At 60.0% G+C, this 24,438-nt stretch carries 24 protein-coding genes; 12 read left to right on the forward strand and 12 right to left on the reverse strand.

Features of this window, described 5'->3' with window-relative positions:
• Window positions 1–3: 3 nt before the first annotated feature.
• The gene (locus tag ACM6J5_RS15615; RefSeq protein ID WP_414928896.1) at window positions 4–501 is read right to left on the reverse strand and encodes a hypothetical protein; all 498 of its coding nucleotides are present in this window, start codon (window positions 499–501) and stop codon (window positions 4–6) included.
• A 151-nt stretch (window positions 502–652) separates the two neighbouring features.
• Complete coding sequence (locus tag ACM6J5_RS15620) at window positions 653–1,147, reverse strand: anti-virulence regulator CigR family protein (RefSeq protein ID WP_095946148.1); 495 nt, start codon at window positions 1,145–1,147, stop codon at window positions 653–655.
• A 297-nt stretch (window positions 1,148–1,444) separates the two neighbouring features.
• Between ACM6J5_RS15620 and ACM6J5_RS15625 the strand changes: the two genes are divergently transcribed.
• Window positions 1,445–2,182: a hypothetical protein gene (locus tag ACM6J5_RS15625; protein WP_095946149.1), complete on the forward strand. Its 738-nt coding sequence runs from the start codon at window positions 1,445–1,447 to the stop codon at window positions 2,180–2,182.
• Window positions 2,183–2,215: 33 nt separating this feature from the next.
• On the opposite strand, the gene ACM6J5_RS15630 is transcribed toward ACM6J5_RS15625, so the two are convergent.
• Both ACM6J5_RS15630 and ACM6J5_RS15635 read right to left on the reverse strand, forming a co-directional pair.
• On the reverse strand, window positions 2,216–3,019 hold the full coding sequence (locus ACM6J5_RS15630) for a hypothetical protein (protein WP_150673288.1): 804 nt from the start codon (window positions 3,017–3,019) through the stop codon (window positions 2,216–2,218).
• A gap of 440 nt (window positions 3,020–3,459) precedes the next feature.
• A complete protein-coding gene (locus ACM6J5_RS15635) occupies window positions 3,460–3,942 on the reverse strand; it encodes a hypothetical protein (RefSeq protein WP_414928897.1) in 483 nt (160 codons plus the stop codon).
• A 456-nt stretch (window positions 3,943–4,398) separates the two neighbouring features.
• On the opposite strand from ACM6J5_RS15635, the gene ACM6J5_RS15640 reads away from it, so the two are divergent.
• On the forward strand, window positions 4,399–5,106 hold the full coding sequence (locus ACM6J5_RS15640) for a CatB-related O-acetyltransferase (RefSeq protein ID WP_414928898.1): 708 nt from the start codon (window positions 4,399–4,401) through the stop codon (window positions 5,104–5,106).
• Between the two features lie 95 nt (window positions 5,107–5,201).
• Here ACM6J5_RS15640 and ACM6J5_RS15645 read toward each other — a convergent pair whose 3' ends face one another.
• The 4 genes from ACM6J5_RS15645 to ACM6J5_RS15660 all read right to left on the reverse strand — a co-directional run bounded on the left by ACM6J5_RS15645 (window position 5,202) and on the right by ACM6J5_RS15660 (window position 10,552).
• On the reverse strand, window positions 5,202–5,750 hold the full coding sequence (locus ACM6J5_RS15645) for a cupin domain-containing protein (protein WP_046042404.1): 549 nt from the start codon (window positions 5,748–5,750) through the stop codon (window positions 5,202–5,204).
• Between the two features lie 402 nt (window positions 5,751–6,152).
• Complete coding sequence (locus ACM6J5_RS15650) at window positions 6,153–7,451, reverse strand: NAD(P)/FAD-dependent oxidoreductase (protein WP_414928899.1); 1,299 nt, start codon at window positions 7,449–7,451, stop codon at window positions 6,153–6,155.
• 51 nt (window positions 7,452–7,502) lie between these two features.
• Window positions 7,503–8,993 (reverse strand): aldehyde dehydrogenase, encoded by a 1,491-nt coding sequence (locus ACM6J5_RS15655; protein WP_095946156.1) that lies wholly within the window; start codon window positions 8,991–8,993, stop codon window positions 7,503–7,505.
• A gap of 182 nt (window positions 8,994–9,175) precedes the next feature.
• Complete coding sequence (locus ACM6J5_RS15660; protein WP_095946157.1) at window positions 9,176–10,552, reverse strand: glutamine synthetase family protein; 1,377 nt, start codon at window positions 10,550–10,552, stop codon at window positions 9,176–9,178.
• Between the two features lie 283 nt (window positions 10,553–10,835).
• On the opposite strand from ACM6J5_RS15660, the gene ACM6J5_RS15665 reads away from it, so the two are divergent.
• The 5 genes from ACM6J5_RS15665 (at window position 10,836) to ACM6J5_RS15685 (ending at window position 16,157) form a co-directional block, all read left to right on the forward strand.
• Window positions 10,836–11,597, forward strand: a complete 762-nt coding sequence (locus ACM6J5_RS15665) for a gamma-glutamyl-gamma-aminobutyrate hydrolase family protein (protein WP_414928900.1) — start codon at window positions 10,836–10,838, stop codon at window positions 11,595–11,597.
• Between the two features lie 351 nt (window positions 11,598–11,948).
• Window positions 11,949–13,091, forward strand: coding sequence for a polyamine ABC transporter ATP-binding protein (gene potA, locus ACM6J5_RS15670; protein ID WP_414928901.1), 1,143 nt, complete (start codon window positions 11,949–11,951; stop codon window positions 13,089–13,091).
• Window positions 13,088–14,002, forward strand: a complete 915-nt coding sequence (locus tag ACM6J5_RS15675; RefSeq protein WP_150673293.1) for an ABC transporter permease subunit — start codon at window positions 13,088–13,090, stop codon at window positions 14,000–14,002. Before potA ends, ACM6J5_RS15675 begins: the two co-directional genes overlap by 4 nt.
• Window positions 13,999–14,883 (forward strand): ABC transporter permease subunit, encoded by an 885-nt coding sequence (locus tag ACM6J5_RS15680; RefSeq protein ID WP_095946161.1) that lies wholly within the window; start codon window positions 13,999–14,001, stop codon window positions 14,881–14,883. Before ACM6J5_RS15675 ends, ACM6J5_RS15680 begins: the two co-directional genes overlap by 4 nt.
• Before the next feature lie 176 nt (window positions 14,884–15,059).
• Complete coding sequence (locus ACM6J5_RS15685; protein WP_095946162.1) at window positions 15,060–16,157, forward strand: polyamine ABC transporter substrate-binding protein; 1,098 nt, start codon at window positions 15,060–15,062, stop codon at window positions 16,155–16,157.
• 251 nt (window positions 16,158–16,408) lie between these two features.
• On the opposite strand, the gene thpR is transcribed toward ACM6J5_RS15685, so the two are convergent.
• The gene (thpR, locus tag ACM6J5_RS15690; RefSeq protein ID WP_095946163.1) at window positions 16,409–16,957 is read right to left on the reverse strand and encodes an RNA 2',3'-cyclic phosphodiesterase; all 549 of its coding nucleotides are present in this window, start codon (window positions 16,955–16,957) and stop codon (window positions 16,409–16,411) included.
• A gap of 176 nt (window positions 16,958–17,133) precedes the next feature.
• On the opposite strand from thpR, the gene ACM6J5_RS15695 reads away from it, so the two are divergent.
• Complete coding sequence (locus ACM6J5_RS15695; RefSeq protein ID WP_056727280.1) at window positions 17,134–17,328, forward strand: hypothetical protein; 195 nt, start codon at window positions 17,134–17,136, stop codon at window positions 17,326–17,328.
• Window positions 17,329–17,342: 14 nt separating this feature from the next.
• Here ACM6J5_RS15695 and ACM6J5_RS15700 read toward each other — a convergent pair whose 3' ends face one another.
• Both ACM6J5_RS15700 and ACM6J5_RS15705 read right to left on the reverse strand, forming a co-directional pair.
• Window positions 17,343–17,696 carry a DUF1428 domain-containing protein gene (locus ACM6J5_RS15700; protein WP_095944703.1) on the reverse strand — a complete coding sequence of 118 codons (354 nt, stop codon included), beginning with the start codon at window positions 17,694–17,696 and terminating at the stop codon, window positions 17,343–17,345.
• Between the two features lie 17 nt (window positions 17,697–17,713).
• A complete protein-coding gene (locus tag ACM6J5_RS15705; protein WP_095944702.1) occupies window positions 17,714–18,778 on the reverse strand; it encodes a hypothetical protein in 1,065 nt (354 codons plus the stop codon).
• A gap of 383 nt (window positions 18,779–19,161) precedes the next feature.
• On the opposite strand from ACM6J5_RS15705, the gene ACM6J5_RS15710 reads away from it, so the two are divergent.
• Window positions 19,162–19,422: a hypothetical protein gene (locus tag ACM6J5_RS15710; protein WP_095944701.1), complete on the forward strand. Its 261-nt coding sequence runs from the start codon at window positions 19,162–19,164 to the stop codon at window positions 19,420–19,422.
• 23 nt (window positions 19,423–19,445) lie between these two features.
• Here the strand turns inward: ACM6J5_RS15710 and ACM6J5_RS15715 are convergent, their stop codons facing one another.
• Window positions 19,446–19,682 (reverse strand): hypothetical protein, encoded by a 237-nt coding sequence (locus ACM6J5_RS15715; RefSeq protein WP_095944710.1) that lies wholly within the window; start codon window positions 19,680–19,682, stop codon window positions 19,446–19,448.
• Between the two features lie 181 nt (window positions 19,683–19,863).
• Here ACM6J5_RS15715 and ACM6J5_RS15720 point away from each other — a divergent pair, with 181 nt between their 5' ends.
• The 3 genes from ACM6J5_RS15720 (at window position 19,864) to glcE (ending at window position 24,437) form a co-directional block, all read left to right on the forward strand.
• Window positions 19,864–21,627, forward strand: a complete 1,764-nt coding sequence (locus ACM6J5_RS15720) for an L-lactate permease (protein ID WP_095944700.1) — start codon at window positions 19,864–19,866, stop codon at window positions 21,625–21,627.
• A 246-nt stretch (window positions 21,628–21,873) separates the two neighbouring features.
• A complete protein-coding gene (gene glcD / locus ACM6J5_RS15725) occupies window positions 21,874–23,373 on the forward strand; it encodes a glycolate oxidase subunit GlcD (RefSeq protein ID WP_414928902.1) in 1,500 nt (499 codons plus the stop codon).
• Window positions 23,373–24,437 (forward strand): glycolate oxidase subunit GlcE, encoded by a 1,065-nt coding sequence (glcE, locus tag ACM6J5_RS15730; protein ID WP_414928903.1) that lies wholly within the window; start codon window positions 23,373–23,375, stop codon window positions 24,435–24,437. Before glcD ends, glcE begins: the two co-directional genes overlap by 1 nt.
• The last annotated feature ends 1 nt before the right edge of the window (window position 24,438 follow it).

Here is a 24,438-nt window from a genome sequence, read left to right on the forward strand (position 1 = left end):
AACTCAGTGGGTTTTTTTCGAAGTCGACAGCCCGGCCTTACTCAAGCCTTTGGTGTTGTGCTCACCCGGCGTCGAGGCCGAAATAGCCGTGGCCTTGGCAACACCACGGGTATCGGAGTGGGCGAGGCCTGAGGTCGTGGTGCCATGACCGTTGTCATCGTTGCGTTCATTACCGTAGTGGTTCCCGCTCAGGCCACGGTCGCGCACGGATTTGCCGGCATGGTCGCTGTCCAGCCCGTTAGCGCGGCCGTTACTGCCAGAGTGGCCGGTGCCGGCGTGTCCGCCGCCCATACCGCCGCCGTGGCCTCCACCGTTTCCGCCACCATTGCCTCCGCCGTTTCCACCGCCGCCACCGCCGCCGTTTCCGCCGCCACCACCGCCGCCGCCGTCCTTCGCGTATGCCGACCCCATGATCGACAGGCCATCAGGGAGTAACGGGGCGGCTGCAAGCATCATGGCGCATGACATTACAGCAACGAGACTCTTGTTTTTAAAAAGCATGATTGCTTCCATAGGAGGTTGATATCGCGTGATGTATGACGCGATATCTCCCCAACAGTTCAAGAACCACGACAAACGGCTGCAAATCCCTCAACTCGCTGTAGCCCTCGGCCAGAGCGGCACTGAGGCCACGAAGGCCGCCATTGCCCTGTCAATCAAACGCACCGTCAAGAATTTCATAGACAAGCCCGGTGGCCAGCGCAACCAGGATCAGGTCCGTGCCGACCTGCTGCCATTCGTAGCCGTCATAGTGGGGCAGCCTGCCGACCAGTCGGCCATCGAGTTTTTTGGCGATGCCGGGTGGAAGCGGTTTGCCCCGGGCAAGGTTCTTTTGAATACCCGGTGGCAAATCGGGCCCTGGGCTCCAGTAGCCTGTGTTCACGCCAATGATCTCGAGCACGCTGCCACGGTTGATGCTCGGGCCGTTGCTCCAGTCCCCACCGCCACCGCCGCCGGAACTCTTGCTCTTGTTGCCATGGCCGCCCTGGTTGCCCTGGCCCTGGCTTCCCTGACCCTTGTTGCCTTGGTTGCCATGGGTGACCTTCCCGCTACCCTGGCCATTACCGGGATCAGCCAGCGCCGTCACCGAGCCACAGACCAGCGTCAAACAAGTAACCGCCGCAATCAATGATCGAGTCCTGAACATGATTCATTCCTTCGTGGTGGGGAATATTCCCTGAAATTTAGACGTTATAGACGAAGATGGTTCCATCGAGTCACCCACCGTCAAACCGTCTACGCTGATCCGTTCGAAGCCTCGCAGGTGTTTGCCGAAATCTGCCCCGCTGACTCAGCCCCTGATACAACCCCGATACCCGCTTGTAACACCAAGACACTTAGCCGCCCTGCCCCTCGCCCCTAGAGTGAAGCCGTCAATGGACTGCAGCGCCAAGCGCCGGCAGCCCATTGTTTGCCCAACACACCACCAAGGAAGAGGGAAACCATGAGCAAATCAATCGCTGTCAGCCAACAGAGCCAGCAGCTTCACAATGATGTGCAAGAAGCCGTCAAGTCGATCATGGGTGCAACGCAACTCAAGGCGTCGGATTACGGCCGGGTACTGAGGTCGGCCCTGGCGGCTTCGCAAAAAACCGTCACCATCGAAATCGCCGCCGGCGACCTGTCGCTGCTGAAGAAGTCCGGCTACAAGCTGTGCTTTGCCAAGAAGGTGGGTAACGCCGACTACAACGTGGTCTGGCAGTCCTATGACGCTTACCTGAGTAACAACGAGTTCAGCTGGACGCCGCAGTATCAACTGTTCGCCTCCAACGTGTTCAAGGAAAACGTGCAAGTCAAAGTCTCGACCAACATCGTCAACATTGGCCTGGGGCAAACCTCGACACTCGATGAGCACGGTCTGTTGAGTTCGGCGGTTACCGGTGGCCCGGACATGTCCCTGACTTTCGTGAACAACTACGCGCCGATTCATCCGGGGGTCAACCAGTTGTCCACCGGCATCGATGGCAATCAGGTCAGTACGCCAATCTACGTGGCCGTAAACCAGGTCGTCACCGGCAATACCGTACTGACGCCGGTGGAAACCATCCTCGTGTGGTTCGAACAGAACGTACAGACCAGCACCATGTTCAGTACCTCACGCTCCAAGGCGATCGAAATCGACCTGACGTTCGATAACACCGCAGCTCGCCTTTACGAAGGCGGTCAGTGGAAAACCGTGTAACCGTCATGCCGGGGCAACCTTGCGGTTGCCCCTTCACTCCTCTTTGCCCGCCGTGGCGAAGTAGCCCGTCAGCGAGCGACAGATCGACTGCGCGAGGTCCTCCTGGGTGGCGATGCCATAGGGTCGATCACGATCGAACTGCGCCGACCAGCGAATCCGCCCCTGCGCCACATCCACCAGGCGCAATGACGCTCGCACCCGCGAAGGCTCGACCCGCACGCTGCCCTCCAGGCAATAGCTGTAACGCCCACCACGCTTGAAGTTCAGTACCGGCTCGACGTTGCGTGCCACCCGCATCAACACATGATTGGTCCCGGTCTGCGCCTGCTCGAACGACTCGAACAGCCGGCAGCTCAACTCCTCGCACAAGCCCCGGGTAAAGTCATCGCCATCGCGGGTGAGGCAGGTAAACGGCTGGATCTGGACCACAGGATGGCGAGTGCCGACGCCCTTGGGCCGCAGCCGCTGATAGGACAAGCGATAGCACCCGGGTGGAATGCACAAACGCACCGGGTCTTGCTGGCCGTTGCCGGCGTAATGCGCTGCGAGTTTGCGTCGCAAGCGCCCCACCTGCACTCGCACCACCGGATCGTCGCCCGTGCAATAAACGGCCGGGTCACGACGAAACACCGCGATGCCAATGGCGTGTTCGGTCAGCGGCGTTTTGCAAGCCTGAAGGTCGTGCTCGACCAGAAAGCGCAACAGACTGCCCATGCGCCTGGACTTGGCAAACAACGGGCTGACCAGCAACAGCGCCAGCACTCGCTCGATTTCTTCCCGATCGGGCGGCTCGGGAACCCCCGCCGCAGCTGGATCGGCCATGCTCTTGATCACCATCGCCTGCCTCCGTGCAGGTTGCCGACAGGAATGGATGTCGCGCTCCGTGATAACCCTTGCAGCGTGAGCGGGAATAAGGCTCGGACACTGCAACGACCAAGCGTAGCAGCCGTGTTGATATCGGCAGGCAATTGCGGTGATAGCAACCCGCCATCCGACGAACGTTCAATCTTGACGTCTGAAAAATGTGTAGGACTTGTTCCTTTGTGGCAAGGGAGCTTGCTCCCGCTTGGCCGCGAAGCGGCCCTCATCCCTTGCAACTCATTTCCTCAGACACACCGCAGTACCCGGCTTTACGGCGGCAGGGCCGCCGAGCGGGACGGTGCGGCGATCCGACAAGCTCCCTCGCCACAGGGGCCGTATGGCCTGCACCAGCCTCCCCGACTACGTCGAAAACGACATCAACACCGTCACTAATATTGTTTACAAGTATTCAGTTTTTAAACCCTTTTGCCATTACTTGCAAAACTAATAACTCTTGCATATGCAGGATCCATGTCTGATCCATCAGGTCGCCCACCTTCAGTCCATACGTTAGTAAATTGACCATGTATTTTCCCTTCAACAGGGTTCATTTCAATAAACCGTACTGTACCACCTACTATGAACCCTCCACTTACCATATCGTTTCCACCTTGAATCAACAGAGCGGAAAACCCTCCTGAGCCGACCTTGTAGTCAACATTTAATTCGAAGTCAAAATGCGAAAAGTTTACTCGAAGCACCCAATCGTTAGGTTGCATTTCGCGGTCATACCCATAAAAATAACGCTGCCCCTCTGCAGTAAATCTGCCACCGAACTGAACCTCACTGACAATATTTTGAAATTCACTATCCGTCAGTACAATTTTAAATTTTGCCTGCCAGTCACTCTCCATAGGGAACCCATCGGAAATAATATTTTCTGTTATTACTGTTTTCATGATCGACACCTATAATTAATTAAAACACCGAAGCTTTACGAGCTCACTGAGAATAATCAAATATCAGCCCATCAACACCTGTCATAAATAACAGTTTTTTATATCATTTCTCTATATCAAAACTAAAATTACATCAACAAAGCAACAGACATTTCCTTCATACTTTTTGCGGTTTCAATCGACGAATACAGAGGCATCGCCTACGCAGTCAATTACGTAGATCCGCTGGGTTTAAATGGCTACATCAGCCACCAGTAAATCTCTGGCGAGACCGAAGCTCATTGCCCACGCCCTGCATTCGGCGCAGGCCCTGGACTGATCAGCGACTGAGACGCACAAAAGCGCTTTTTTGAAAAACGTCTAAAAAATTCATCTCCCCCGCCGATTCATTTAGACTCGGCTGTTGGCTCATGGGGCCAGGCCAAGCCCTGTAACGGATATCCAAGACAGTTCTTCATGAAAAAAATAATCAGTTATTTGCGAAACAGTTACTGGAAAAGATGGATTCGCAAACACAAATGCAAAGTGGCAGGCGGTGTATTGTCACTGCACAAAAGAACGGCACTGACCATAGAAGAAGGCGTGACGCTTGGGCATGTGGTCATAGAGTCGAAAAAGCTGGAAATCGGTGCGCATACCTATATCCGCAGTGACTGCTTCCTTTCGGCGGTCTCCTCCATTGGCAGGTTTTGCTCCATCAGCAGCAGCTGTTTTATCGGCCAGCAAAAGAGCTCACATCCGCTGGACTGGCTCAGTTCACATCCCTTTCAATATACCGATACGGCGCTGGTTTACGACCCGGAGGTTGCGGACATCACGATTGGGCATGACGTCTGGATCGGCCATAGCGCGATGATCCTGGAAGGCGTGACCATAGGCACCGGCGCTGTCATCGCAACCCGCGCCCTGGTTGCCCATGACGTGCCACCGTACGCCATTGTTGCCGGCACCCCGGCAAAAGTCGTCAAGTATCGGCACACACCCGAGTTGATCGAGGCGCTGATCAACAGCAAGTGGTGGGATGTCGATGTCGAGGTACTCAAGACATTACCGCTCAATGATCCGCAAGCCACTTTGTCTCTATTGGCCACCCTGCAGAAAGAAAACCGCGCCGACTACCAACAGATAGAGATAACCCGCAAAGGGTGCAGTGTTTTGTCCTGAGCAGCAGGAATGACCGATTCGAATGATAAAAAAACCCGCATCAGCTGCGGGTTTTGACGACGGGTTCCTGATGAACCCCGCCTGCAAAGCGCTTATCAGAAGTTCGCCGGTGTGTTGGCGCTGATGATTTCCGCTTCATCCGCCCCGATATTGCGAAACCGGTGCGGCAAGGTCGTCGGGAAATAATAGCCATCCCCGGCGTTGAGTACACTCACCTGGCCATCCACAGTCAATTCCACGGTACCCCGTGTCACCAACCCACACTCCTCGCCTTCGGAATGCACGATCGGCTCTTCGCCGGAGCTGGCGCCCGGTGCGTATTGCTCGCGCAGCAAGCGCATCTGCCGGCTTGGCACGGATGCACCGATCAGCAGCAGGCGCAGGCCGTGGCGGCCGAGGTCGGGCTGTTCGTTGGCACGGAAGACGTACTGGTGTTCGCGCGGTGGCTGATCGAAGGTGAAGAAGTCGGCCAGGGACATGGGGATGCCCTCCAGCAATTTCTTCAGGGAGCTGACGGAAGGACTGACCCGATTCTGTTCGATCAGGGAGATGGTTGCATTGGTGACGCCGCTACGCCGGGCCAGCTCGCGCTGGGACATTTTGTAGCTTTCGCGTACTAATTTGAGTCGTGAGCCCGTGTCCATGACAGCCTTATGTGCCAACCCGTAGGAGCGAGCTTGCTCGCGATTGCGATCCGACCTTCAACATTGATGTCGACTGAACCAACGCTTTCGCGAGCAAGCTCGCTCCTACAGGGATAATGGATGGGTGGAGTGCAGGCGCGGATCACGCCGTTTTCCGGTCCCGGAAACGTGAAAGGCGGCTATTAAATCACGTTTGTTCGTAATGCTCAGCAGGTTCGATAAACGGTGCCGGAAAAGAACCTGTGGGAGCGAGCCTGCTCGCGATGGCGGTGTGTCAGGCAGCATCCATATTGACTGATATGACCTCATCGCCAGCAGGCTGGCTCCCACAGGAGACAGCGGTGTTGCTGATGTAAAAAGCCGGCGGCACCCTTTGGGGAGATGCCGCCGGCGAGGTAAAGCTTAGATGCCGAAACGGTCACGCAACGAGTAGTACACGGCGCCGAGGGCGGTCAATGGCGCCGAGAAGGTGCGCCCGCCGATCATCGGCATGTGCGGCAAGGATGCAAACGCGTCGAAGCGCTCGGCGTCGCCACGGATCATTTCCGAGATCAGCTTGCCGGCCAGGTGCGAGCAAGTGACGCCGTGGCCACTGTAGCCCTGCATGTAGTAGGCGTTCTTCTCGATACGGCCGAATTGCGGCATGCGCGACATGGTCAGCAGGAAGTTGCCGGTCCAGCGGTAGTCGATCTTCACGTCCTTCAATTGCGGGAAGGTCTTGAGGATCTTCGGGCGGATCAGTTGTTCGATGTCGTCCGGCTCGCGTGCACCGTAGACCACGCCACCGCCGTACAGCAGGCGGTTGTCGGAGGTCAGGCGGTAGTAGTCGAGCAGGTAGTTGCAGTCTTCGACGCAGTAGTTGTTCTTGATCAGGCTGCGGGCCTGCTGCTCCGACAACGGCTCGGTGACGACGATCTGCGAACCGCACGGCATGCTCTTGCTGGTCACGCGGTTGTCCAGGCCCTGCGGCAGGTAGGCGTTACCGGCGATCAACAGGTACTTGGCCTTGACCACACCTTTGGCGGTGCGCACGGTGATGGGCTCGCCGTAGGTGATGTCCACCGCCGCCGATTGCTCGTAGATCTTGCCGCCCAGGCCAATGATGGCCGAAGCCTCGCCGAGTGCCAGGTTCAGCGGGTGAATGTGGCCGCCCTGCATGTCCAGCAGGCCGCCGACGTAGGCATCGGAACCGACTTCGCGCTTGATGTCGGCCGCGTCGAGCATTTTCAGGTTCTTGTTGCCGTAGCGTTCCCAGCTCTTCTTCTGTTCGGCCAGACCCTTGAGTTGCTTCTTGTTCATCGCCGCGAAGATACCGCCGGGACGGTAGTCGCACTGGATGTCGTAGTGCTGTATGCGCTGACGGATGATGTCGGCGCCTTCGAAGATCATGCTGCCGAGGACTTCGGCAGTCTTGTCGCCGTAGCGCTCTTCGATGACATCGACGTCGCGGCTATAGGAGTTGACCAGTTGGCCGCCGTTGCGACCGCTGGCGCCGAAGCCGACTTTGGCCGCTTCGAGCACGGTCACGCTGTAGCCCGCTTCGGCGAGGAACAGGGCCGAGGACAGGCCGGTGTAGCCGGCGCCGATCACGCAGACGTCGCAGTCCACCGCGCCTTCCAGCACCGGGAAATCGCCGGTGAAGTTGCGGGTGGCGGCGTAGTAGCTGTTTACATGCTGTTGTGTTGAAGAGTTCTGTTTCATACGTTTCTCCGATGGCCGCCGACAGAGCCGGCGACCGTCGCTTTATTGTTATCAGAGCTTGATCCAGGTCGCCTTGAGTTCGGTGTACTTGTCGAACGCGTGCAGCGATTTGTCCCGACCATTACCCGACTGCTTGAACCCGCCGAACGGCGCGGTCATGTCGCCGCCGTCGTACTGGTTGACCCAGACGCTGCCGGCACGCAGACCACGGGCGAAGGTGTGGGCCTTGCTCAGGTTGCTGGTCCATACGCCGGCGGCCAGGCCGAAGATGCTGTCGTTGGCAATCGCCAAAGCTTCTTCAGCGGTGTCGAAGGTGATGACCGACAGCACCGGGCCGAAGATTTCTTCCCGAGCGATGGTCATGGCGTTGGTCACGCCGTCGAAAATCGTCGGTTCCACGTACTGGCCACCGGTGTCTTCGAGGGTGCGGCTGCCGCCGGCGATCAGTTGGGCGCCCTGCTCTTTGCCGATGCCGATATAGCGCAGTACGTTGTCCAGTTGACGCTGGTCGACGACCGCACCGACGGTGGTTGCAGGATCGAGGGCGTGGCCTGGTTTCCAGGCTTGCAGGGCTTCCACCAACAGCGCAATGAACTGCTCGCGGATCGAACGCTCCACCAGCAAGCGAGAACCGGCGGTACAGACTTCGCCCTGATTGAAGGCGATGCCACTGGCCGCTGCCTGTGCTGCCGCGCGCAAGTCCGGCGCGTCGGCGAATACTACGTTCGGGCTCTTGCCCCCGGCTTCAGCCCAAACGCGTTTCATGTTGCTCTGCCCGGCGTAGATCATCAGCTGCTTGGCAATCGCCGTGGAACCGGTGAAGGCCAGCACGTCGACGTCCATGTGCAATGCCAGCGCCTTGCCGACGGTGTGGCCGTAGCCCGGCAGGACGTTGAACACACCTTTCGGGATGCCGGCATCCAGTGCCAACTGCGCGATGCGTATCGCGGTCAGCGGGGATTTTTCCGAAGGTTTGAGGATGAACGAGTTGCCCATCGCCAGGGCCGGGGCGAATTTCCAGCTGGCCATGATCAGCGGGAAGTTCCACGGCACGATGGCCGCGACCACACCGACGGCTTCGCGGGTCACCAGGCCAAGCTGATCCCGGGGGGTGGCGGCGACTTCGTCGTAGATCTTGTCGATGGCTTCGGCGGTCCAGCGGATCGCGTTGGCGGTCGCCGGAATATCGATGCTCATGGAGTCGCTGATCGGCTTGCCCATGTCGAGGGTTTCGAGCAGGGCCAGTTCTTCCTGGTTGGCCAGGATCAGGTCGGCGAAACGGATCAGGATGCGCTTGCGCTCGGCCGGGGCCAGGTTGGCCCACACGCCGGATTCGAAGGTACGGCGCGCCACGGCGACCGCTGCATTGGCGTCGGCTTCGTCGGTGCTGGCGACATTCGCCAGGAAACGACCGTCCACGGGGCTGATGCATTCGAACGTCGCACCGCTGGCGGCTGCGCAGTATTGGCCGTCAATGAATGCGCGACCTTCGATGGTTAGGGACTGGAAGCGCTGCTCCCAATCGCTGCGAGTGTTTGTCATGGTTGTGACTCGACGCAGGGGATTGGATGACGGACGAGCGAACGCCCATCCATCAAAACTTGGTAATCCGACCCCTGTAGGAGTGAGCCTGCTCGCGATAGCGGTGGATCAATCAACATCACTATTGAATGTGATGACGCTATCGCGAGCAGGCTCACTCCTACAGGGATTTGAGTGGTTCTTTAGACCGTGTGCAAGTACCAGTTGTACTCAAGATCCGAGATGGAGTTCTCGAACTCGGCCAGCTCGCTTTCCTTGCACGCCACGAACACGTCGATGTACAGCGGGTCGATGTACCTGGCCATGACTTCGCTGTCGTCCAGCTCGCGCAGTGCATCGCGCAGGTTGTTCGGCAGGCTCTGCTCGTTTTGCTCGTAGCTGTTGCCTTCCACCGGGGCGCCCGGTTCGATCTGGTTGGTCAGGCCGTGATGCACGCCCGCCAATACCGAAGCCATCAGCAGGTACGGGTTGGCATCGGCGCCCGCTACGCGGTGTTCGATGCGCACCGAGTCTGGCGAACCGGTCGGCACACGCACCGCCACGGTGCGGTTGTCGATGCCCCAGCTCGGCGAGTTCGGCACGTAGAATTGCGCGCCGAAACGACGGTAGGAGTTGACGTTCGGGCAGAGGAACGCCATCTGCGCCGGCAGGGTCTCGAGCACACCGCCGATCGCGTGACGCAGCGCGGCGTTCTGCTCGGGATCCTCGCTGGCAAAGATGTTGTTGCCTTCTTTGTCGAGAATCGAAATGTGCACGTGCAGACCGTTGCCCGCCTGGCCTGGATACGGCTTGGCCATGAAGGTGGTGTCCATCTCGTGGTCGTAGGCAATGTTCTTCACCAGACGCTTGAGCAGGACGGCGTAGTCGCACGCCTTGATCGGGTCAGCCACGTGATGCAGGTTGACTTCGAACTGCGCCGGGGCGCTTTCCTTGACGATGGCGTCAGCCGGGATGCCCTGCTCTTTCGCGCCTTCGAGGATGTCTTGCAGGCAGTCGACGTATTCGTCGAGGTCGTCGATCAGGTACACCTGGGTCGACATCGGACGCTTGCCGGACACCGGCGAACGCGGCGATTGCGGACGACCGTTCACGTTGTCCTGGTCGATCAGGTAGAACTCCAGTTCGAACGCGGCGCAGATGGTCAGGCCCATGTCGTCGAACTTGCGCACTACATTGGCCAGCACTTCACGCGGGTCGGCGAAGAATGGCTCGCCTTCGAGCTCGTGCATGGTCATCAGCAGTTGCGCGGTCGGGCGCTTCTGCCACGGCTCGATACTGAGAGTGCCGGGGATCGGGAAACAGATTCGGTCTGAATCGCCGATGTCCAGACCCAGGCCGGTGCTTTCCACCGTAGAACCGTTGATGTCCAGCGCAAACAGAGACGCCGGCAGGTTAATGCCTTTTTCGTAAACCTTATGAAGACTGGTGCGTTCGATGCGCTTACCGCGCACCACACCGTTCATATCCGCAATCAGAAGGTCGACGTACAAAACCTCAGGATATTTCTTAAGGAATGCGTTTGCTTCGTTGAGTTGAACGGCACGCAGAGGGACCGACATGATGCACCTATTTTTAGCTGTTAATTATTATGTTCACTACCCTTTCACGAGCCCAGTCAACCCGAACGGCAAAGTGAAGTCAATAGCGAACACCTGGCCTTTCAACGTTTATTTTAGGGCCTCTCAGAAGGACGAGAGTGCCAGATACGCCCTCAAACACGTGTAAATCCTGAAGATTGGACGTGCGGCGTTTAGAATTTTTTACATGAGAGTTGTTAATTAAAATCAACAAGGCTAAGCTCCAGAAAAGCTCGTTCAAGTGTGAAACTTCGAGGTGATAAAAATGGCACTCAAGCCATTGATCGGCGTTACTGCGTGCGTCAAACAGATTGGCCTGCACCCCTACCACATCAGCGGCGACAAGTACTTGCGTGCTGTCAGCGTTGCGGCGCTGGGGCTGCCTGTCGTTATTCCTTCTTTGGCTGAACTGACCGAAATCGATGACCTGCTGCCGCAGCTCGACGGTCTGTTGCTGACCGGTTCGCCGTCGAACGTGGAACCCTTCCACTATCAAGGCCCCGACAGCGCCCCCGGCACGGATCATGATCCGGCGCGGGATGCCACCACCCTTCCCCTGATCCGCGCCGCGATTGCAGCGGGCGTGCCGGTGCTCGGCATCTGCCGTGGCTTCCAGGAAATGAACGTGGCGTTCGGTGGCAGCCTGCATCAGAAAGTCCATGAGCTCCCCGGCTTTCTTGATCACCGTGAAGCCAACCACCCGGACCTGGCCGTGCAATACGCTCCCGCTCACGCGGTGAACGTGCAGCCCGGTGGCGTGTTCGAAGCGCTGGACCTGCCTGCGGTGTTCCAGGTGAACTCGATTCACAGCCAGGGCATCGACCGACTCGCGCCCGGCCTGCGCGCCGAAGCCGTCGCACCCGATGGCCTGATCGAGGCGATCTCGGTCGAACACAGCAAAGTGTTTGCCCTCGGGGTGCAATGGCACCCGGAATGGCAGGTGCTGGATAACCCTCCTTACTTGAGTATTTTCCAGGCGTTCGGCGAAGCCTGCCGGCAACGGGCGGCACTGCGTCACTCGAGCTGACGACCTGATACCCGCATTCAACGATTGACTGCCCAACGCGAGCGGGCAGGCGCTTGTGCGTGCCCCGCTCGCGAAAACAACACACTGCAATAACAACAAGTACGACCAGGCAGCCAGGATGGCGGCGCCGAATAAACCCAGGGCGGGAACGCAATTCCCTGTAGGAGCGAGCCTGCTCGCGATGGATGTCCGGACACCGCGGGCACTCAGACTGCCAGCGTCATCGTCGGCGACCATCGCGAGCAGGCTCGCTCCTACAAGGGATCAGCGCGGACCGGCTTCACGGGTTTGCAATCCACTATTAAGCCGGGCCGTGTTGGCCGGGCGACTGAAACCTGTTGGGAGTTTCACATGGCAAACGCCTCCAGCATCTACAGGAAGGCTCTTGAGGGTCACCAGGCACCGAAAAAGGTGTTGGTGAAAATCGATCGCGTCACCAAGAAGTTCGACGAAACCACCGCTGTGGACGATGTGTCCCTGGAAATCCACCAGGGTGAAATCTTCGCCCTGCTCGGTGGTTCCGGCTCCGGTAAATCGACCCTGCTGCGCATGCTCGCCGGTTTCGAGCGCCCGACCGAAGGCCGGATTCTGCTCGACGGCGTCGACATCACCGACATGCCGCCGTACGAACGACCGATCAACATGATGTTCCAGTCCTACGCGCTGTTCCCGCACATGACGGTGGCGCAGAACATCGCCTTCGGCCTCAAGCAGGACCGTTTGCCAGCGGCCGAAATCGAAGCCCGGGTGCAGGAGATGCTGCGCCTGGTGCACATGACCCAGTACGCCAAGCGCAAACCGCACCAACTGTCCGGTGGCCAGCGTCAGCGCGTGGCCCTGGCCCGTTCCCTGGCCAAGCGTCCGAAGCTGCTGCTGCTCGACGAGCCAATGGGCGCACTGGATAAAAAGCTGCGCTCGCAAATGCAGCTTGAGCTTGTCGAGATCATCGAGCGCGTCGGCGTGACCTGCGTGATGGTGACCCACGACCAGGAAGAGGCCATGACCATGGCCGAGCGCATCGCGATCATGCACCTGGGCTGGATTGCCCAGATCGGCAGCCCGGTCGACATCTATGAAGCACCGGTCAGCCGCATGGTCTGCGAATTCATCGGCAACGTGAACGCCTTCGACGGCACCGTTGTCGAGGACCTGGAAGGTCACGCGATCATCCACAGCCCGGATCTGGAGCAGAAGATCTACGTCGGTCACGGCGTCAGCACGTCGGTGCAGGACAAGTCGATCACCTACGCCATTCGCCCGGAAAAACTGCTGGTCAGCACCGTAAAGCCGGAGAACCGCTACAACTGGTCCGCCGGCAAGGTGCATGACATCGCCTACCTCGGCGGCCACTCGGTGTTCTACGTCGAGCTGCCTGGGGGCAAGATCGTCCAGTCGTTCATGGCCAACGCCGAACGCCGTGGCGCGCGTCCGACCTGGGACGATCAGGTCTACGTGTGGTGGGAAGACGACAGCGGCGTGGTACTGCGCGCATGAAAACCTTCAATCAGCAATTTCTGAGACTGGTCCCCAGCGGGCGCAAGCTCGTCATCGGGATTCCATTCATCTGGCTGTTCCTGTTCTTCATGTTGCCGTTCTTCCTGGTGATGAAGATCAGTTTTTCGGAAGCAGCCCTGGCCATTCCGCCGTACTCGGAGATCTACACCTTCGCCGAGCAAAAATTTCAGCTGCTGTTGAACCTCGGTAACTACAGCCTGCTGACCCAGGACGAACTGTACATCTCGGCGTACCTCGGCTCGTTGAAAGTAGCGTTGCTCAGCACGATGATGTGCCTGGTGATCGGTTTCCCGATGGCCTACGCGATCACCAAGGCCAGCAAGGAAGCGCAAAACGTCCTGCTGCTGTTGATCATGATGCCGACCTGGACCGCGATCCTGATCCGCGTTTACGCGTGGATGGGCATCCTCAGCAACAACGGTTTGCTCAACGCATTCTTGATGTGGACCGGGCTGACCTCGGCGCCGATCGAGATCCTCAACACCAACACCGCCGTCTACATCGGGGTCGTTTACGCCTACCTGCCGTTCATGGTGTTGCCGCTGTACGCCAACCTGGTCAAGCACGATGGCAGCCTGCTGGAAGCCGCGTCGGACCTGGGTTCGAGCAACTTCAACAACTTCTGGAAAATCACCGTGCCGTTGGCCAGGAACGGCATCATCGCAGGCTGCATGCTGGTGTTCATTCCGGTGGTCGGTGAGTTCGTGATTCCGGAACTGCTGGGCGGCCCGGAAACCCTGATGATCGGCCGTGTGTTGTGGCAAGAGTTCTTCAACAACCGCGACTGGCCGGTGGCGTCTGCCCTGGCGGTGGTGATGCTGTTGATCCTGATTGTGCCGATTCTGCTGTTCAACCGCAGCCAGGCCAAAGAGATGGAGGCACGGGGATGAAACGCTTCGGATTTTCAAAGTTCATGCTGATTTTCGGCTTGTCGTTTATCTACCTGCCGATGCTGATTCTGGTGATCTACTCGTTCAACGCATCCAAGCTGGTGACGGTGTGGGGTGGCTGGTCGATCAAGTGGTACGCCGGTCTGCTGGACAACTCGCAATTGATGGGTTCGGTGGTGCGCTCGCTGGAAATCGCCTGCTACACCGCCATCGCGGCAGTCGCACTGGGCACCCTGGCAGCGTTCGTCCTGACCCGCGTTACGCGTTTCAAGGGCCGCACGCTGTTCGGTGGCCTGGTCACCGCACCGCTGGTGATGCCTGAGGTGATCACCGGTCTGTCACTGTTGCTGCTGTTCGTGGCCATGGCGCAGTTGATCGGCTGGCCGATGGAGCGTGGCATCGTCACGATCTGGATCGCCCACACCACCTTTTGTGCCGCCTATGTGGCGGTGGTAGTCTCCGCCCGCCTTCGCGAGCTGGACCTGTCCATCGAAGAAGCGGCCATGGATCTGGGGGCGAAACCGTTCAAGGTGTTTTTCCTGATCACCATTCCGATGATCGCGCCGTCGCTGGCGGCCGGCGGCATGATGTCGTTTGCCCTGTCGCTGGATGACCTGGTGCTGGCGAGCTTCGTGTCTGGCCCGGGTTCCACGACCCTGCCGATGGAAGTGTTCTCGGCGGTGCGTCTTGGGGTCAAGCCCGAGATCAATGCCGTGGCCAGCCTCATCCTGCTGGCGGTATCCATCGTGACCTTCATGGTCTGGTACTTCAGCCGCCGCGCCGAAGCCACCCGCAAGCGCGCGATCCAGGAAGCCATGGACCAGACTGCCAGCGAATCCTGGCAGCAGCCTGAAAAGAAAATGGCGGGAGCGACGGCCTAGTGCCGCCCCTTGTAGGAGCGAGCTCGCTCGCGATGGACGTTAACGATAACGCGTGTTGTCTGGATGAACACATCGCTCTGAGGTCCATCGCGAGCAAGCTCGCTCCTACAATGGAGCGCTCTCGCCACAAATGTTTGCTATGTGATTTTGAATAAAAAAGAAATGGAGTTGTACCGATGAAAATGTTTGGCAGGACTCTGCTGACACTGTCCTTATTGGGCGCAATCGCCACTGGCGCCCAGGCCAATGACAAGGTTCTGCGCGTCTACAACTGGTCGGATTACATTGGCCCGGACACCGTCAAGAAGTTCGAGGACGAGACTGGCATCCAGGTGACCTACGATGTCTTCGACAGCAACGAAACCCTTGAGGCACGCCTGCTGGCGGGCAAATCCGGCTACGACATCGTGGTGCCGTCCAACAGCTTCCTGGCCAAGCAGATCAAGGCCGGTGTCTATCAGGAATTGGACAAATCGAAGCTGTCGAACTGGAAAAACCTCAACCCGGTGCTGCTGAAAAACGCCTCCGCCAGCGATCCCGACAACGCCCATGCCATTCCGTACATGTGGGGCTCGATCGGTATCGGCTTCAACCCGCAGAAGGTCAAGGAAGTGCTCGGCGCCAACGCCCCGACCAACTCCTGGGACCTGCTGTTCAAACCGGAAAACGCCGAGAAGCTCAAAGCCTGCGGCATCAGTTTCCTCGATTCACCGACTGAAATGATCCCGACCGCCCTGCACTACCTGGGCTACCCGGTGAACGATCAAGACAAACAGCACATCGCCCAAGCCCAGGCGCTGTTCATGAAGATTCGCCCGAACGTGGCGTACTTCCATTCCTCGAAATACATCTCGGACCTGGCCAACGGCAACATTTGCGTGGCCGTCGGTTACTCCGGCGACGTGCTGCAGGCCAAGGCCCGCGCCCAGGAAGCCGGGGACAAGGTGAAGATCGACTACAGCATCCCGAAAGAAGGCGCCGCCAGTTTCTACGACATGCTCGCCATCCCCCGCGATGCCGCCAACGTCGAGAACGCGTACCTGTTCATGAACTTCCTGATGCGCCCCGAGGTGATTGCCGACATCACCAACAACATCGGCTACAGCAACGCGAACGCGGCGGCCACGCCGCTGGTCGATGAAGCGATCCGCAACGATCCGGGTTCCTACCCGCCAGAAGCGGTGATGGCCACGCTCTACGCCGTGCCGGACCAGCCGATTGCCGTCCAGCGGGTCATGACCCGGGGCTGGACCAAGGTGAAACTCGGCCAGTAATTCACTCGAAAATGCCTTCGCGAGCAGGCTCGCTCCCACATTGGTCCGTGTTGAACCAGTGATATGTGAACGACGCTCCCCCCTGTGGGAGCGAGCCTGCTCGCGATGAGGCCAGAACATCCAGCACACATTTCAGCTTTACCAATTTCCGTTCACGCAGCGCCTTACCACCGCTGCCTCTCCTGCAAGTAGAACGGCCTCACCTGGCTCCCTCGGTTCAGGTGAATGTTGGCGCCCTCGGGCGCCTTTTTTTATGAGCGGTCAACAACAAGCAGCGGCCATTCGGCCAGCGCCCGATAGCGTCCCTTGTGGGATTCGAACAAGGTGAACCGGTCGGCACGCAGGAAGAACTCCGGCGCCGTTGCGGACTCCGGCACCGGCGCCCGATAGTCCCGCGCCAGGGTCAGGTGCGGACGGTATTCCCTTGGCGCTTGCTCCAGCCCAAACGGCAACATCGCCTGTTCCAGGGCATACACCAGGCGCAGCAATGCCGGGGGCGCCTGCTGCGGCGCGAGCACCAGCGCTCCTGCCCTGCGCCACACGTCCAGCCGGTCCAGCACCACCGTCAAGCGCTCGCCCGGTGTGCGGATCGACGCCGCAGCCGTGCAGATCTCGGCGATCTGCGCCACGCCCACCGCCCCCAGAAACTTCAGCGTCAGGTGAAAGTTTTCCGCCGGCACCGGCCGTCCGTTGCGCAGTTGCAGCGCACTGCGCCACTGCGCTATCTCCCGGCGCTGGGCCGGGGCGCAGTTCAGCGCAAAGAACAGACGCTTGAACGGCTCGCGGGATTCGTCGTTCATGCCGGGCACCTCCTGGGAAGATTGTCTGAGTGTACTCAACACCCGATTGCCGGCCAGCGCATTTGTGGCGCCACGGGGCATGCGCGTTATAGTTCCAGGGGGCGTTCTCAATTGGTTTTCACGCCGCGAAACTAATTGAGAACGTCCCCTAGCATCCCGAAAAACCGGAGGGGGCCATGCGACAGATCATCAGCAAGGAACCATGGTGGGCCAGGCCGCCCGAGCCCGGCCAGGATGAACTCAAGCTGGAATGGGGCTGGCTGGTGCACTACAGCGAAGGCGAGCCGCGCTTCGAGTTCATCCGTGAGCGGCCGACGGACGACGAAATCCGCCAGCGCAAGAGTTGCAGGATCACCCCGACGCCGGAGTGATCCCGCGTGCGACGTCAGGCCTGGAGGAGTACTTCGAACCCGCCGTAGACCATGCGCTGGCCATCGAAGGGCATCGGATTAACGTCCGGCTTCATGCGCGGGTCCTGCATCATCCTGTCCATTCCGGCATTGCGGGTGGCCTTGTCAGGCCAGATGATCCAGCCAAAGGCAACGGTTTCGCCTTCCTTGAGCTTCACCGACATGGGAAACGAGGTGACCTTGCCTTCCGGGACATCCTCGCCCCAGCATTCGACAATGCTCAAGGCACCGTTTTCCTTGAAGACCAAGGCGGCGATTTTGGCGTGCCTGATGTATTGCTCACGGTTGGCGGTGGGTACGGCAGCGATGAAACCATCGACATAAGACATGAGTATTTCTCCTTGGGTCATGGGGTGTTCTGCTGCGTAGTCGGTTGCGATGGCGTCAAATCGACAGTCCCGGCGCTCAATCCGACCGGCGGTGCAGTGCGGTCCGCCAGGCTGCCCTCGATCTGCCCCGCCATGTACAGCGTGCCGGCCATGACGCCGCTGGTCGGGTTCTGCACCAGCTTGAGCCAGGCCTTGTCGAAGGTATTGCCCAGGCTGCTGCGAATCAGCGCCTCGCTGTCGGGCCGGTCATTGGCCTGAATCAGTGCGCGAATGCCCGCCACCCCTACCGTGATCAAGCCACCGGCGAGTTTCCCGGCTGCCGCGGCCACGGCGCTGGCGGCCCCGCGCGGGGCCATCTCGGCTTCCATCCGCCGGCTGGCGCGCCTGGCCACCGGCGCCATCGCGGTGTCTGTTGAACCCACGCCCCTGTCGCCACCGGCCTTGTGGACTTTATCGATCAGCGCGGCGTAGGCCGGCAGAGTGTTCAGCGGTTCGGTGCGCACGATCTGGTACAACGAGGCGTTCCGCGTCGGCGGCGGTCCGAGGGCGATGGCCGGGATTTTCTGGATACGCCCATTGAGCTGGGCCATCGGCACGCCGTGGCGGGTGGATATCTTCTGCAGTTCCTCCTTGAGGATGTCAACGTAGAACGCCACTGACAGGCCGAGAATCGAATCGGGATCGACTTCCTGTGCCACGGGGGCCAGCACCTTCTCCTGATAGGCTTCGAGCAGGTAGGCCGCCAGACGTTTTTCCGATGCGTCCTGCTCGCCCTTGGCGCTGAGGGTGTACCAACTGACCTTCATCGACAGCCATTCCTGGGTCCAGTAACTGCTGAACCACGGAATGAAATTCTGTTCGGTCAATTCATAGACCCGGGTGCGCCAGTAATCCATCGCACCGCGGGAGTAGATTCGGGTCTGCTCGGTGGCCGACTGCGACGCGGCGACGATTTCCCGGTCCACTTGTTGCCAGGTGCTCGCTGAAACGATGACCGGCGCCACTTCCACCGGCGCACGCGGCGGTGTGGCGCACCCTGCCAACACCACCAGTACGGCAATGATCAGTGAACGCAGGCTCAAGATCGCGACTTCCTGCAGTGTGCACCGGGCAGAATGCCCGACACCCAAAACCCTCGGTTTAAGTATAGGTGGCGGTGTCCGTGAGGCCGCCTTCGCGAGCAGGCTCGCTCCCACAGGTTCACCGCCAATCAGGGTGGGAGCGAGCTTGCTCGCGATGGGGCCCGCATCAACAGCGCAAAAACCACCATCACTGGCGTCGATATTCACCATCGCCGCGATTGCCTTCCGCTTGAACGCCGTCAGCGTAGGATCGATCCCAAGCCAACTCGAAACCCCGAATCGGAGGGAAACCTCATGCTGATCCATCTGCTGACCTGCCTGACCCTGACGGCGTTCACATTGAGTGTGTTTGCCTGGTACGTCCTGAGCGAGGAGCAAACGTCATGATTCACACGGTCACCCTCGCCGTACGTTTCCCGGTGTTCGGCAACAATTTCTACGCTCAGGAATTCGAGTCATGTAAAGAGTTGACTCTGCTCTTCGACGAGAAGTTCGAGGCGTTGCTGATGCCGGCAGCCGATCATCACTTCAGCAACGAAGTGGTCGGGCTCAATGATCAGTTCCGCTTTTTGAATGATGTGCTGGTCGAGCATCTGCTGGATGTCGAATTGGCAAAAGGCTCGGCCCGTTCGTTCGGGTTCTGACAGCGACCGCCGGTCGTCCGGGCTCACAACGATCGCTGGCTATTACCGATCCCCTTGGCAATATCGATCCCCCAATCCATCGCTGCTTCCATGTCCAGCATGTGCGGCCGTGGGTCGTGGTTTTCATTGATGGCCGTGCCGTCCGGCCGATAGACACCGATGAACATGCTCAACGAACCGTCCTTCAATATCTCGGCCTTGACCTTGATGCTGCATCCGTTCGATAGCGTTTCCTTGTGCTCCACATGGCGCTCGGTCATGACTGCATTGCTCCCCTGACTGAATTCAAACCCTACTGGCCATGCTAGCTCAGCCCCCGGAACTGCGCCGACCCGCTGGACCGGAGGGCCTGCCCTGACAGCGGCGCAATGCCACCTATACTGAAAACCACCTCCCCCCAGGGGGATCTGCACGTTCAACAATAAAAAGCAGAGGTGGAACATGGTCTGGCAGCAAGTCTACGATCCGTTCGGTAACCCGGTGCTTTCAACGCTCATGGCGGCTGTGCCGGTGGTGGTGATGCTGGCGTCCCTCGCGTTTTTTCATGTCAAGGCGCACCTGGCGGCGTTGCTCGCCCTGGCCTCGGCCTTGCTGATCTCGATCTTCGCCTTCGGCATGCCGGCGGGCATGGCAGGTTCGGCGGCGTTGTTCGGTGCGGCCAACGGCCTGCTGCCAATTGGCTGGATCGTGTTGAACATCATCTTCCTGCACCGCCTGACCACCGAGAACGGCTCGTTCAAGGTGTTGCAAGACTCCCTGGCGCGCATCACCGATGACCGACGCCTGCAATTGCTGCTGATCGCCTTCTGCTTCGGCGCGTTTTTCGAAGGCGCCGCCGGTTTCGGTACGCCGGTGGCGGTGACCGGAGCGATCCTGATCGGGCTGGGCTTCTCGCCACTCGCCGCCTCGGGGCTGGCGCTGATCGCCAACACCGCCCCCGTGGCGTTCGGCGCCCTCGGTACGCCGATCATCACCCTGGCCAAGGTCACCGGGCTGGATGAAATGGAACTGTCGATGATGGTCGGCCGGCAGTTGCCCTTCTTCTCGGTGTTGGTGCCGTTCTGGCTGATCTGGGCTTTTGCCGGCTGGCGCAAGATGGTGGAAATCTGGCCGGCGATCCTGGTGGCCGGGGTCAGTTTTGCCGTGCCGCAGTTCCTGGTGTCCAACTACCACGGGCCAATGCTGGTGGACGTAATCGCCGCGCTGATTTCCATGGCCTGCCTGACCGGCTTCCTCAAGGTGTGGAAACCCGCCACCGTGCACACTTCCGCTGCGCTGTCCGGCCGTGTCGACGACTCGAAGATCGACGCCGAGCACGACGAAAAACCTGTACCCACTGCAACCTTTGCCAACGAGGCAAAACCGGCCGTGATGCGGGCGTGGATGCCGTGGCTGATCCTCACGGTCTTCGTGTTCATCTGGGGCACCCAGGGCTTCAAGAACACCTTCGACACCCGCCCCGCCATCGACCCGCAAACCAGTGCCGCCAAGCTCGATCCCCAGGGCAAGCCGATGCGTGAGGCGAACCCGGTGTTTGCGCCGGTCGTGACCTTCACCACCCTGCACTTGCAGGTCGAGAAAGTCCCGCCCGTGGTGGCCGCGCCGAAAACCGAAGAAGCGGTGTACAAGTTCACCTGGTTCACCGCCACCGGCAGCGGCATTCTGCTGGCGGCGATTGTCGGCGGTTTGCTGATGGGGTACTCGATCCCGCAACTGATACACCAGTACCTGCGCACCCTGTGGGTGGTGCGTTACTCGCTGATCACCATTGCGGCGATGCTCGCGCTGGGCTTCCTCACGCGCTACTCGGGACTGGACGCGACCATGGGCCTGGCCTTCGCCGCGACGGGCATTTTCTACCCGATGTTCGGCACCCTGCTCGGCTGGCTCGGCGTGGCATTGACCGGCTCGGACACCGCGTCCAACGTGCTGTTCGGCGGCTTGCAACGGGTGACGTCCGAGCAACTGGGCATCAGCCCGGTGTTGATGGCCGCCGCCAACAGTTCCGGCGGGGTCATGGGCAAGATGGTCGACGCCCAGTCGATCGTGGTCGCCTCCACCGCCACCCGCTGGTACGGCCATGAAGGGGAAATCCTGCGCTACGTGTTCTTCCACTCGATTGTGCTGGCGATCCTGGTCGGCGGGCTGGTGACATTGCAGGCCTATGTCGCGCCGTTCAGCCATATGGTGGTGGGCGGGCATTGAATCGAATACACGCGTAATTCTGCTTAAAACTGATCCATTGTGGGAGCGAGCTTGTTCGCGATGACCGTGTCACATTCGACAGAGATGTCGACTGTGCCACCGCTATCGCGAGCAAGCTCGCTCCCACATTGGTGGACGGTGGTTTATGGAATGAATCGTCCGTCGAGCAGACAAAGATCCCATGGACAGCCGGCCGTCTCAGGCCAATGATGTACATCAGTGGCCTCCAGCGGGAGTCATGAACCAATGAACATTCTCTACGATGAACGCGTTGACGGCGCCCTGCCCGACGTCGACAAACAGGCGCTGTTGCAGGCCCTGCAAACCCGCTTGCCGAAGCTGGAAGTCTTGCATCATCGGGAGGAACTCAAGCCCTACGAGTGCGACGGGCTGTCGGCCTATCGCACCACGCCGATGCTGGTAGTGCTGCCCCGATCCATCGACGAAGTCCAGGGGGTGCTGCGGGTCTGCCATGAGCTGCGCGTCCCCGTCGTGGCCCGTGGCGCCGGCACCGGTTTGTCCGGTGGTGCACTGCCCCTGGAGAAAGGCGTGCTGCTGGTGATGGCGCGCTTCAACAACATCCTGCACATCGATCCTGCCGCCCGTACCGCGCGGGTTCAGCCCGGCGTGCGCAATCTGGCGATCTCCCAGGCGGCGGCGCCCTTTGGCCTGTATTACGCGCCGGATCCGTCCTCGCAAATTGCCTGCTCCATCGGCGGCAACGTCGCGGAAAATGCCGGTGGCGTGCACTGCCTCAAGTACGGCCTGACCGTGCACAACGTGCTCAAGGTCGACATCCTCACCGTCGATGGCGAGCACCTGAGCCTGGGCTCCAACGCCCTCGACGCCCCCGGTTTCGACCTGCTGGCGCTGTTCACCGGCTCCGAAGGCCTGCTCGGGGTGATCACCGAGGTCACGGTCAAGCTGCTGCCCAAACCGCAGACCGCCAAAGTGCTGCTGGCGGCGTTCGATTCCGTGGAAAAAGCCGGGCGCGCGGTCGGCGACATCATTGCCGCCGGCATCATCCCCGGTGGCCTGGAAATGATGGACAACCTGGCGATCCGCGCCGCCGAGGACTTCATCCACGCCGGTTATCCGGTGGATGCCCAGGCCATTCTGCTGTGCGAGCTCGATGGTGTTGAAGCCGATGTCTCTGATGATTGCGCCCGGGTGCGCCAGGTGTTGCAACAGGCCGGCGCAACTGAATTGCGCCAGGCCAAAGACGAAGCCGAGCGCGTGCGCTTCTGGGCCGGGCGCAAGAATGCCTTCCCGGCGGTGGGCCGCCTCTCCCCGGACTACTACTGCATGGACGGCACCATCCCCCGCCGCGAACTGCCCGGTGTGTTGCACGCCATCGCCGAGCTCTCTAACGAATACGGCCTGCGGGTGGCCAACGTGTTCCATGCCGGCGACGGCAACATGCATCCGTTGATCCTGTTCGACGCCAATCAACCCGGTGAACTCGATCGAGCCGAAGCCTTGGGCGGCAGGATTCTGGAGCTATGCGTGAAAGTCGGCGGCAGCATCACCGGTGAACACGGCGTGGGCCGCGAGAAGATCAACCAGATGTGCGCGCAGTTCAACAGCGATGAGTTGACCCTGTTCCATGCCGTCAAGGCCGCCTTCGACCCCGGCGGCCTGCTCAACCCCGGCAAGAACATTCCGACCCTGCACCGCTGCGCCGAATTCGGTGCCATGCACATACACGGCGGTCAATTGCCCTTCCCTGAGCTGGAGCGTTTCTGATGCACGGCCCTGAAGATTTCGATGACAGCCAGTCACTGCTGGAGCAGGTCAATCGGGCGCTGGAAAACACCACGCCGTTGCGCATCCAGGGTTCCAACAGCAAAGCCTTTCTGGGCCGCACCACAGCCGGGGAAATTCTCGATACCCGGTCGCACCGGGGCATCGTCAGCTACGACCCGACTGAACTGGTGATCACCGCCCGTTGCGGCACGCCATTGTCGCAACTGGCGCGGGTGCTGGACGCCGCACAACAGATGCTGCCCTGCGAGCCACCGTCCTTCGGCGACGGCGCCACCGTCGGCGGCATGATCGCCTGCGGACTGTCCGGGCCACGGCGCCCGTGGGTCGGTTCGGTGCGGGACTTCATTCTTGGCACGCGGGTCATCACCGGTCAGGGCAAACTATTGCGCTTTGGTGGCGAGGTGATGAAAAACGTCGCCGGCTACGACCTGTCGCGCCTGATGGCAGGCAGTTACGGCAGCCTGGGACTGATCACCGAAGTGTCCCTCAAAGTGCTGCCAAAACCCCGGCGAGCCTTAAGCATCAGCCTGGAAATGGACGCCGAACGGGCCTTGCTGCGCCTGGCAGAATGGGGCCAGCAGCCGTTGCCGATCAGCGCGGCCTGTCATGACGGCTCACGCCTGCACCTGCGGCTCGAGGGCGGTGAAGGTTCGGTGGCGGCGGCCCATGAGCGCCTTGGGGGCGAACGGCTGGAGGCTTCTTTCTGGGACGATCTCAACGAACAGCGCTTGAGTTTCTTCGATCAAGACCAGCCGCTTTGGCGCCTGTCGCTGCCGCACAACACACCGCTCCTGTCGCTGCCGGGGCGCCAGTTGATCGACTGGGGCGGTGCCCAGCGCTGGCTGAAATCCGATGCCGAAGCGGCGTACATCCGCCAGGTCGTCGACGAGGTCGGCGGCCATGTCACCTGCTTCAGCCACGGCCTGACCGACAACCCCTTCCATCCGCTACCCCCAGCGCTGATGCGTTATCACCGCAACCTGAAACAACAACTCGATCCACGGGGCATCTTCAACCCCGGACGCCTGTACGCGGAGCTTTGAA

The sequence above is a fragment of the Pseudomonas sp. IT-P74 genome (assembly GCF_949768175.1).
GTDB lineage: Bacteria > Pseudomonadota > Gammaproteobacteria > Pseudomonadales > Pseudomonadaceae > Aquipseudomonas.

Coding starts and splice junctions, on each gene's coding strand:
- ACM6J5_RS15615 (WP_414928896.1), bottom strand. CDS start 501: ATGCTTTTTAAAAACAAGAGTCTCGTTGCTGTAATGTCATGCGCCATG.
- ACM6J5_RS15620 (WP_095946148.1), bottom strand. CDS start 1,147: ATGTTCAGGACTCGATCATTGATTGCGGCGGTTACTTGTTTGACGCTG.
- ACM6J5_RS15625 (WP_095946149.1), top strand. CDS start 1,445: ATGAGCAAATCAATCGCTGTCAGCCAACAGAGCCAGCAGCTTCACAAT.
- ACM6J5_RS15630 (WP_150673288.1), bottom strand. CDS start 3,019: ATGGTGATCAAGAGCATGGCCGATCCAGCTGCGGCGGGGGTTCCCGAG.
- ACM6J5_RS15635 (WP_414928897.1), bottom strand. CDS start 3,942: ATGAAAACAGTAATAACAGAAAATATTATTTCCGATGGGTTCCCTATG.
- ACM6J5_RS15640 (WP_414928898.1), top strand. CDS start 4,399: ATGAAAAAAATAATCAGTTATTTGCGAAACAGTTACTGGAAAAGATGG.
- ACM6J5_RS15645 (WP_046042404.1), bottom strand. CDS start 5,750: ATGGACACGGGCTCACGACTCAAATTAGTACGCGAAAGCTACAAAATG.
- ACM6J5_RS15650 (WP_414928899.1), bottom strand. CDS start 7,451: ATGAAACAGAACTCTTCAACACAACAGCATGTAAACAGCTACTACGCC.
- ACM6J5_RS15655 (WP_095946156.1), bottom strand. CDS start 8,993: ATGACAAACACTCGCAGCGATTGGGAGCAGCGCTTCCAGTCCCTAACC.
- ACM6J5_RS15660 (WP_095946157.1), bottom strand. CDS start 10,552: ATGTCGGTCCCTCTGCGTGCCGTTCAACTCAACGAAGCAAACGCATTC.
- ACM6J5_RS15665 (WP_414928900.1), top strand. CDS start 10,836: ATGGCACTCAAGCCATTGATCGGCGTTACTGCGTGCGTCAAACAGATT.
- potA (WP_414928901.1), top strand. CDS start 11,949: ATGGCAAACGCCTCCAGCATCTACAGGAAGGCTCTTGAGGGTCACCAG.
- ACM6J5_RS15675 (WP_150673293.1), top strand. CDS start 13,088: ATGAAAACCTTCAATCAGCAATTTCTGAGACTGGTCCCCAGCGGGCGC.
- ACM6J5_RS15680 (WP_095946161.1), top strand. CDS start 13,999: ATGAAACGCTTCGGATTTTCAAAGTTCATGCTGATTTTCGGCTTGTCG.
- ACM6J5_RS15685 (WP_095946162.1), top strand. CDS start 15,060: ATGAAAATGTTTGGCAGGACTCTGCTGACACTGTCCTTATTGGGCGCA.
- thpR (WP_095946163.1), bottom strand. CDS start 16,957: ATGAACGACGAATCCCGCGAGCCGTTCAAGCGTCTGTTCTTTGCGCTG.
- ACM6J5_RS15695 (WP_056727280.1), top strand. CDS start 17,134: ATGCGACAGATCATCAGCAAGGAACCATGGTGGGCCAGGCCGCCCGAG.
- ACM6J5_RS15700 (WP_095944703.1), bottom strand. CDS start 17,696: ATGTCTTATGTCGATGGTTTCATCGCTGCCGTACCCACCGCCAACCGT.
- ACM6J5_RS15710 (WP_095944701.1), top strand. CDS start 19,162: ATGATTCACACGGTCACCCTCGCCGTACGTTTCCCGGTGTTCGGCAAC.
- ACM6J5_RS15715 (WP_095944710.1), bottom strand. CDS start 19,682: ATGACCGAGCGCCATGTGGAGCACAAGGAAACGCTATCGAACGGATGC.
- ACM6J5_RS15720 (WP_095944700.1), top strand. CDS start 19,864: ATGGTCTGGCAGCAAGTCTACGATCCGTTCGGTAACCCGGTGCTTTCA.
- glcD (WP_414928902.1), top strand. CDS start 21,874: ATGAACATTCTCTACGATGAACGCGTTGACGGCGCCCTGCCCGACGTC.
- glcE (WP_414928903.1), top strand. CDS start 23,373: ATGCACGGCCCTGAAGATTTCGATGACAGCCAGTCACTGCTGGAGCAG.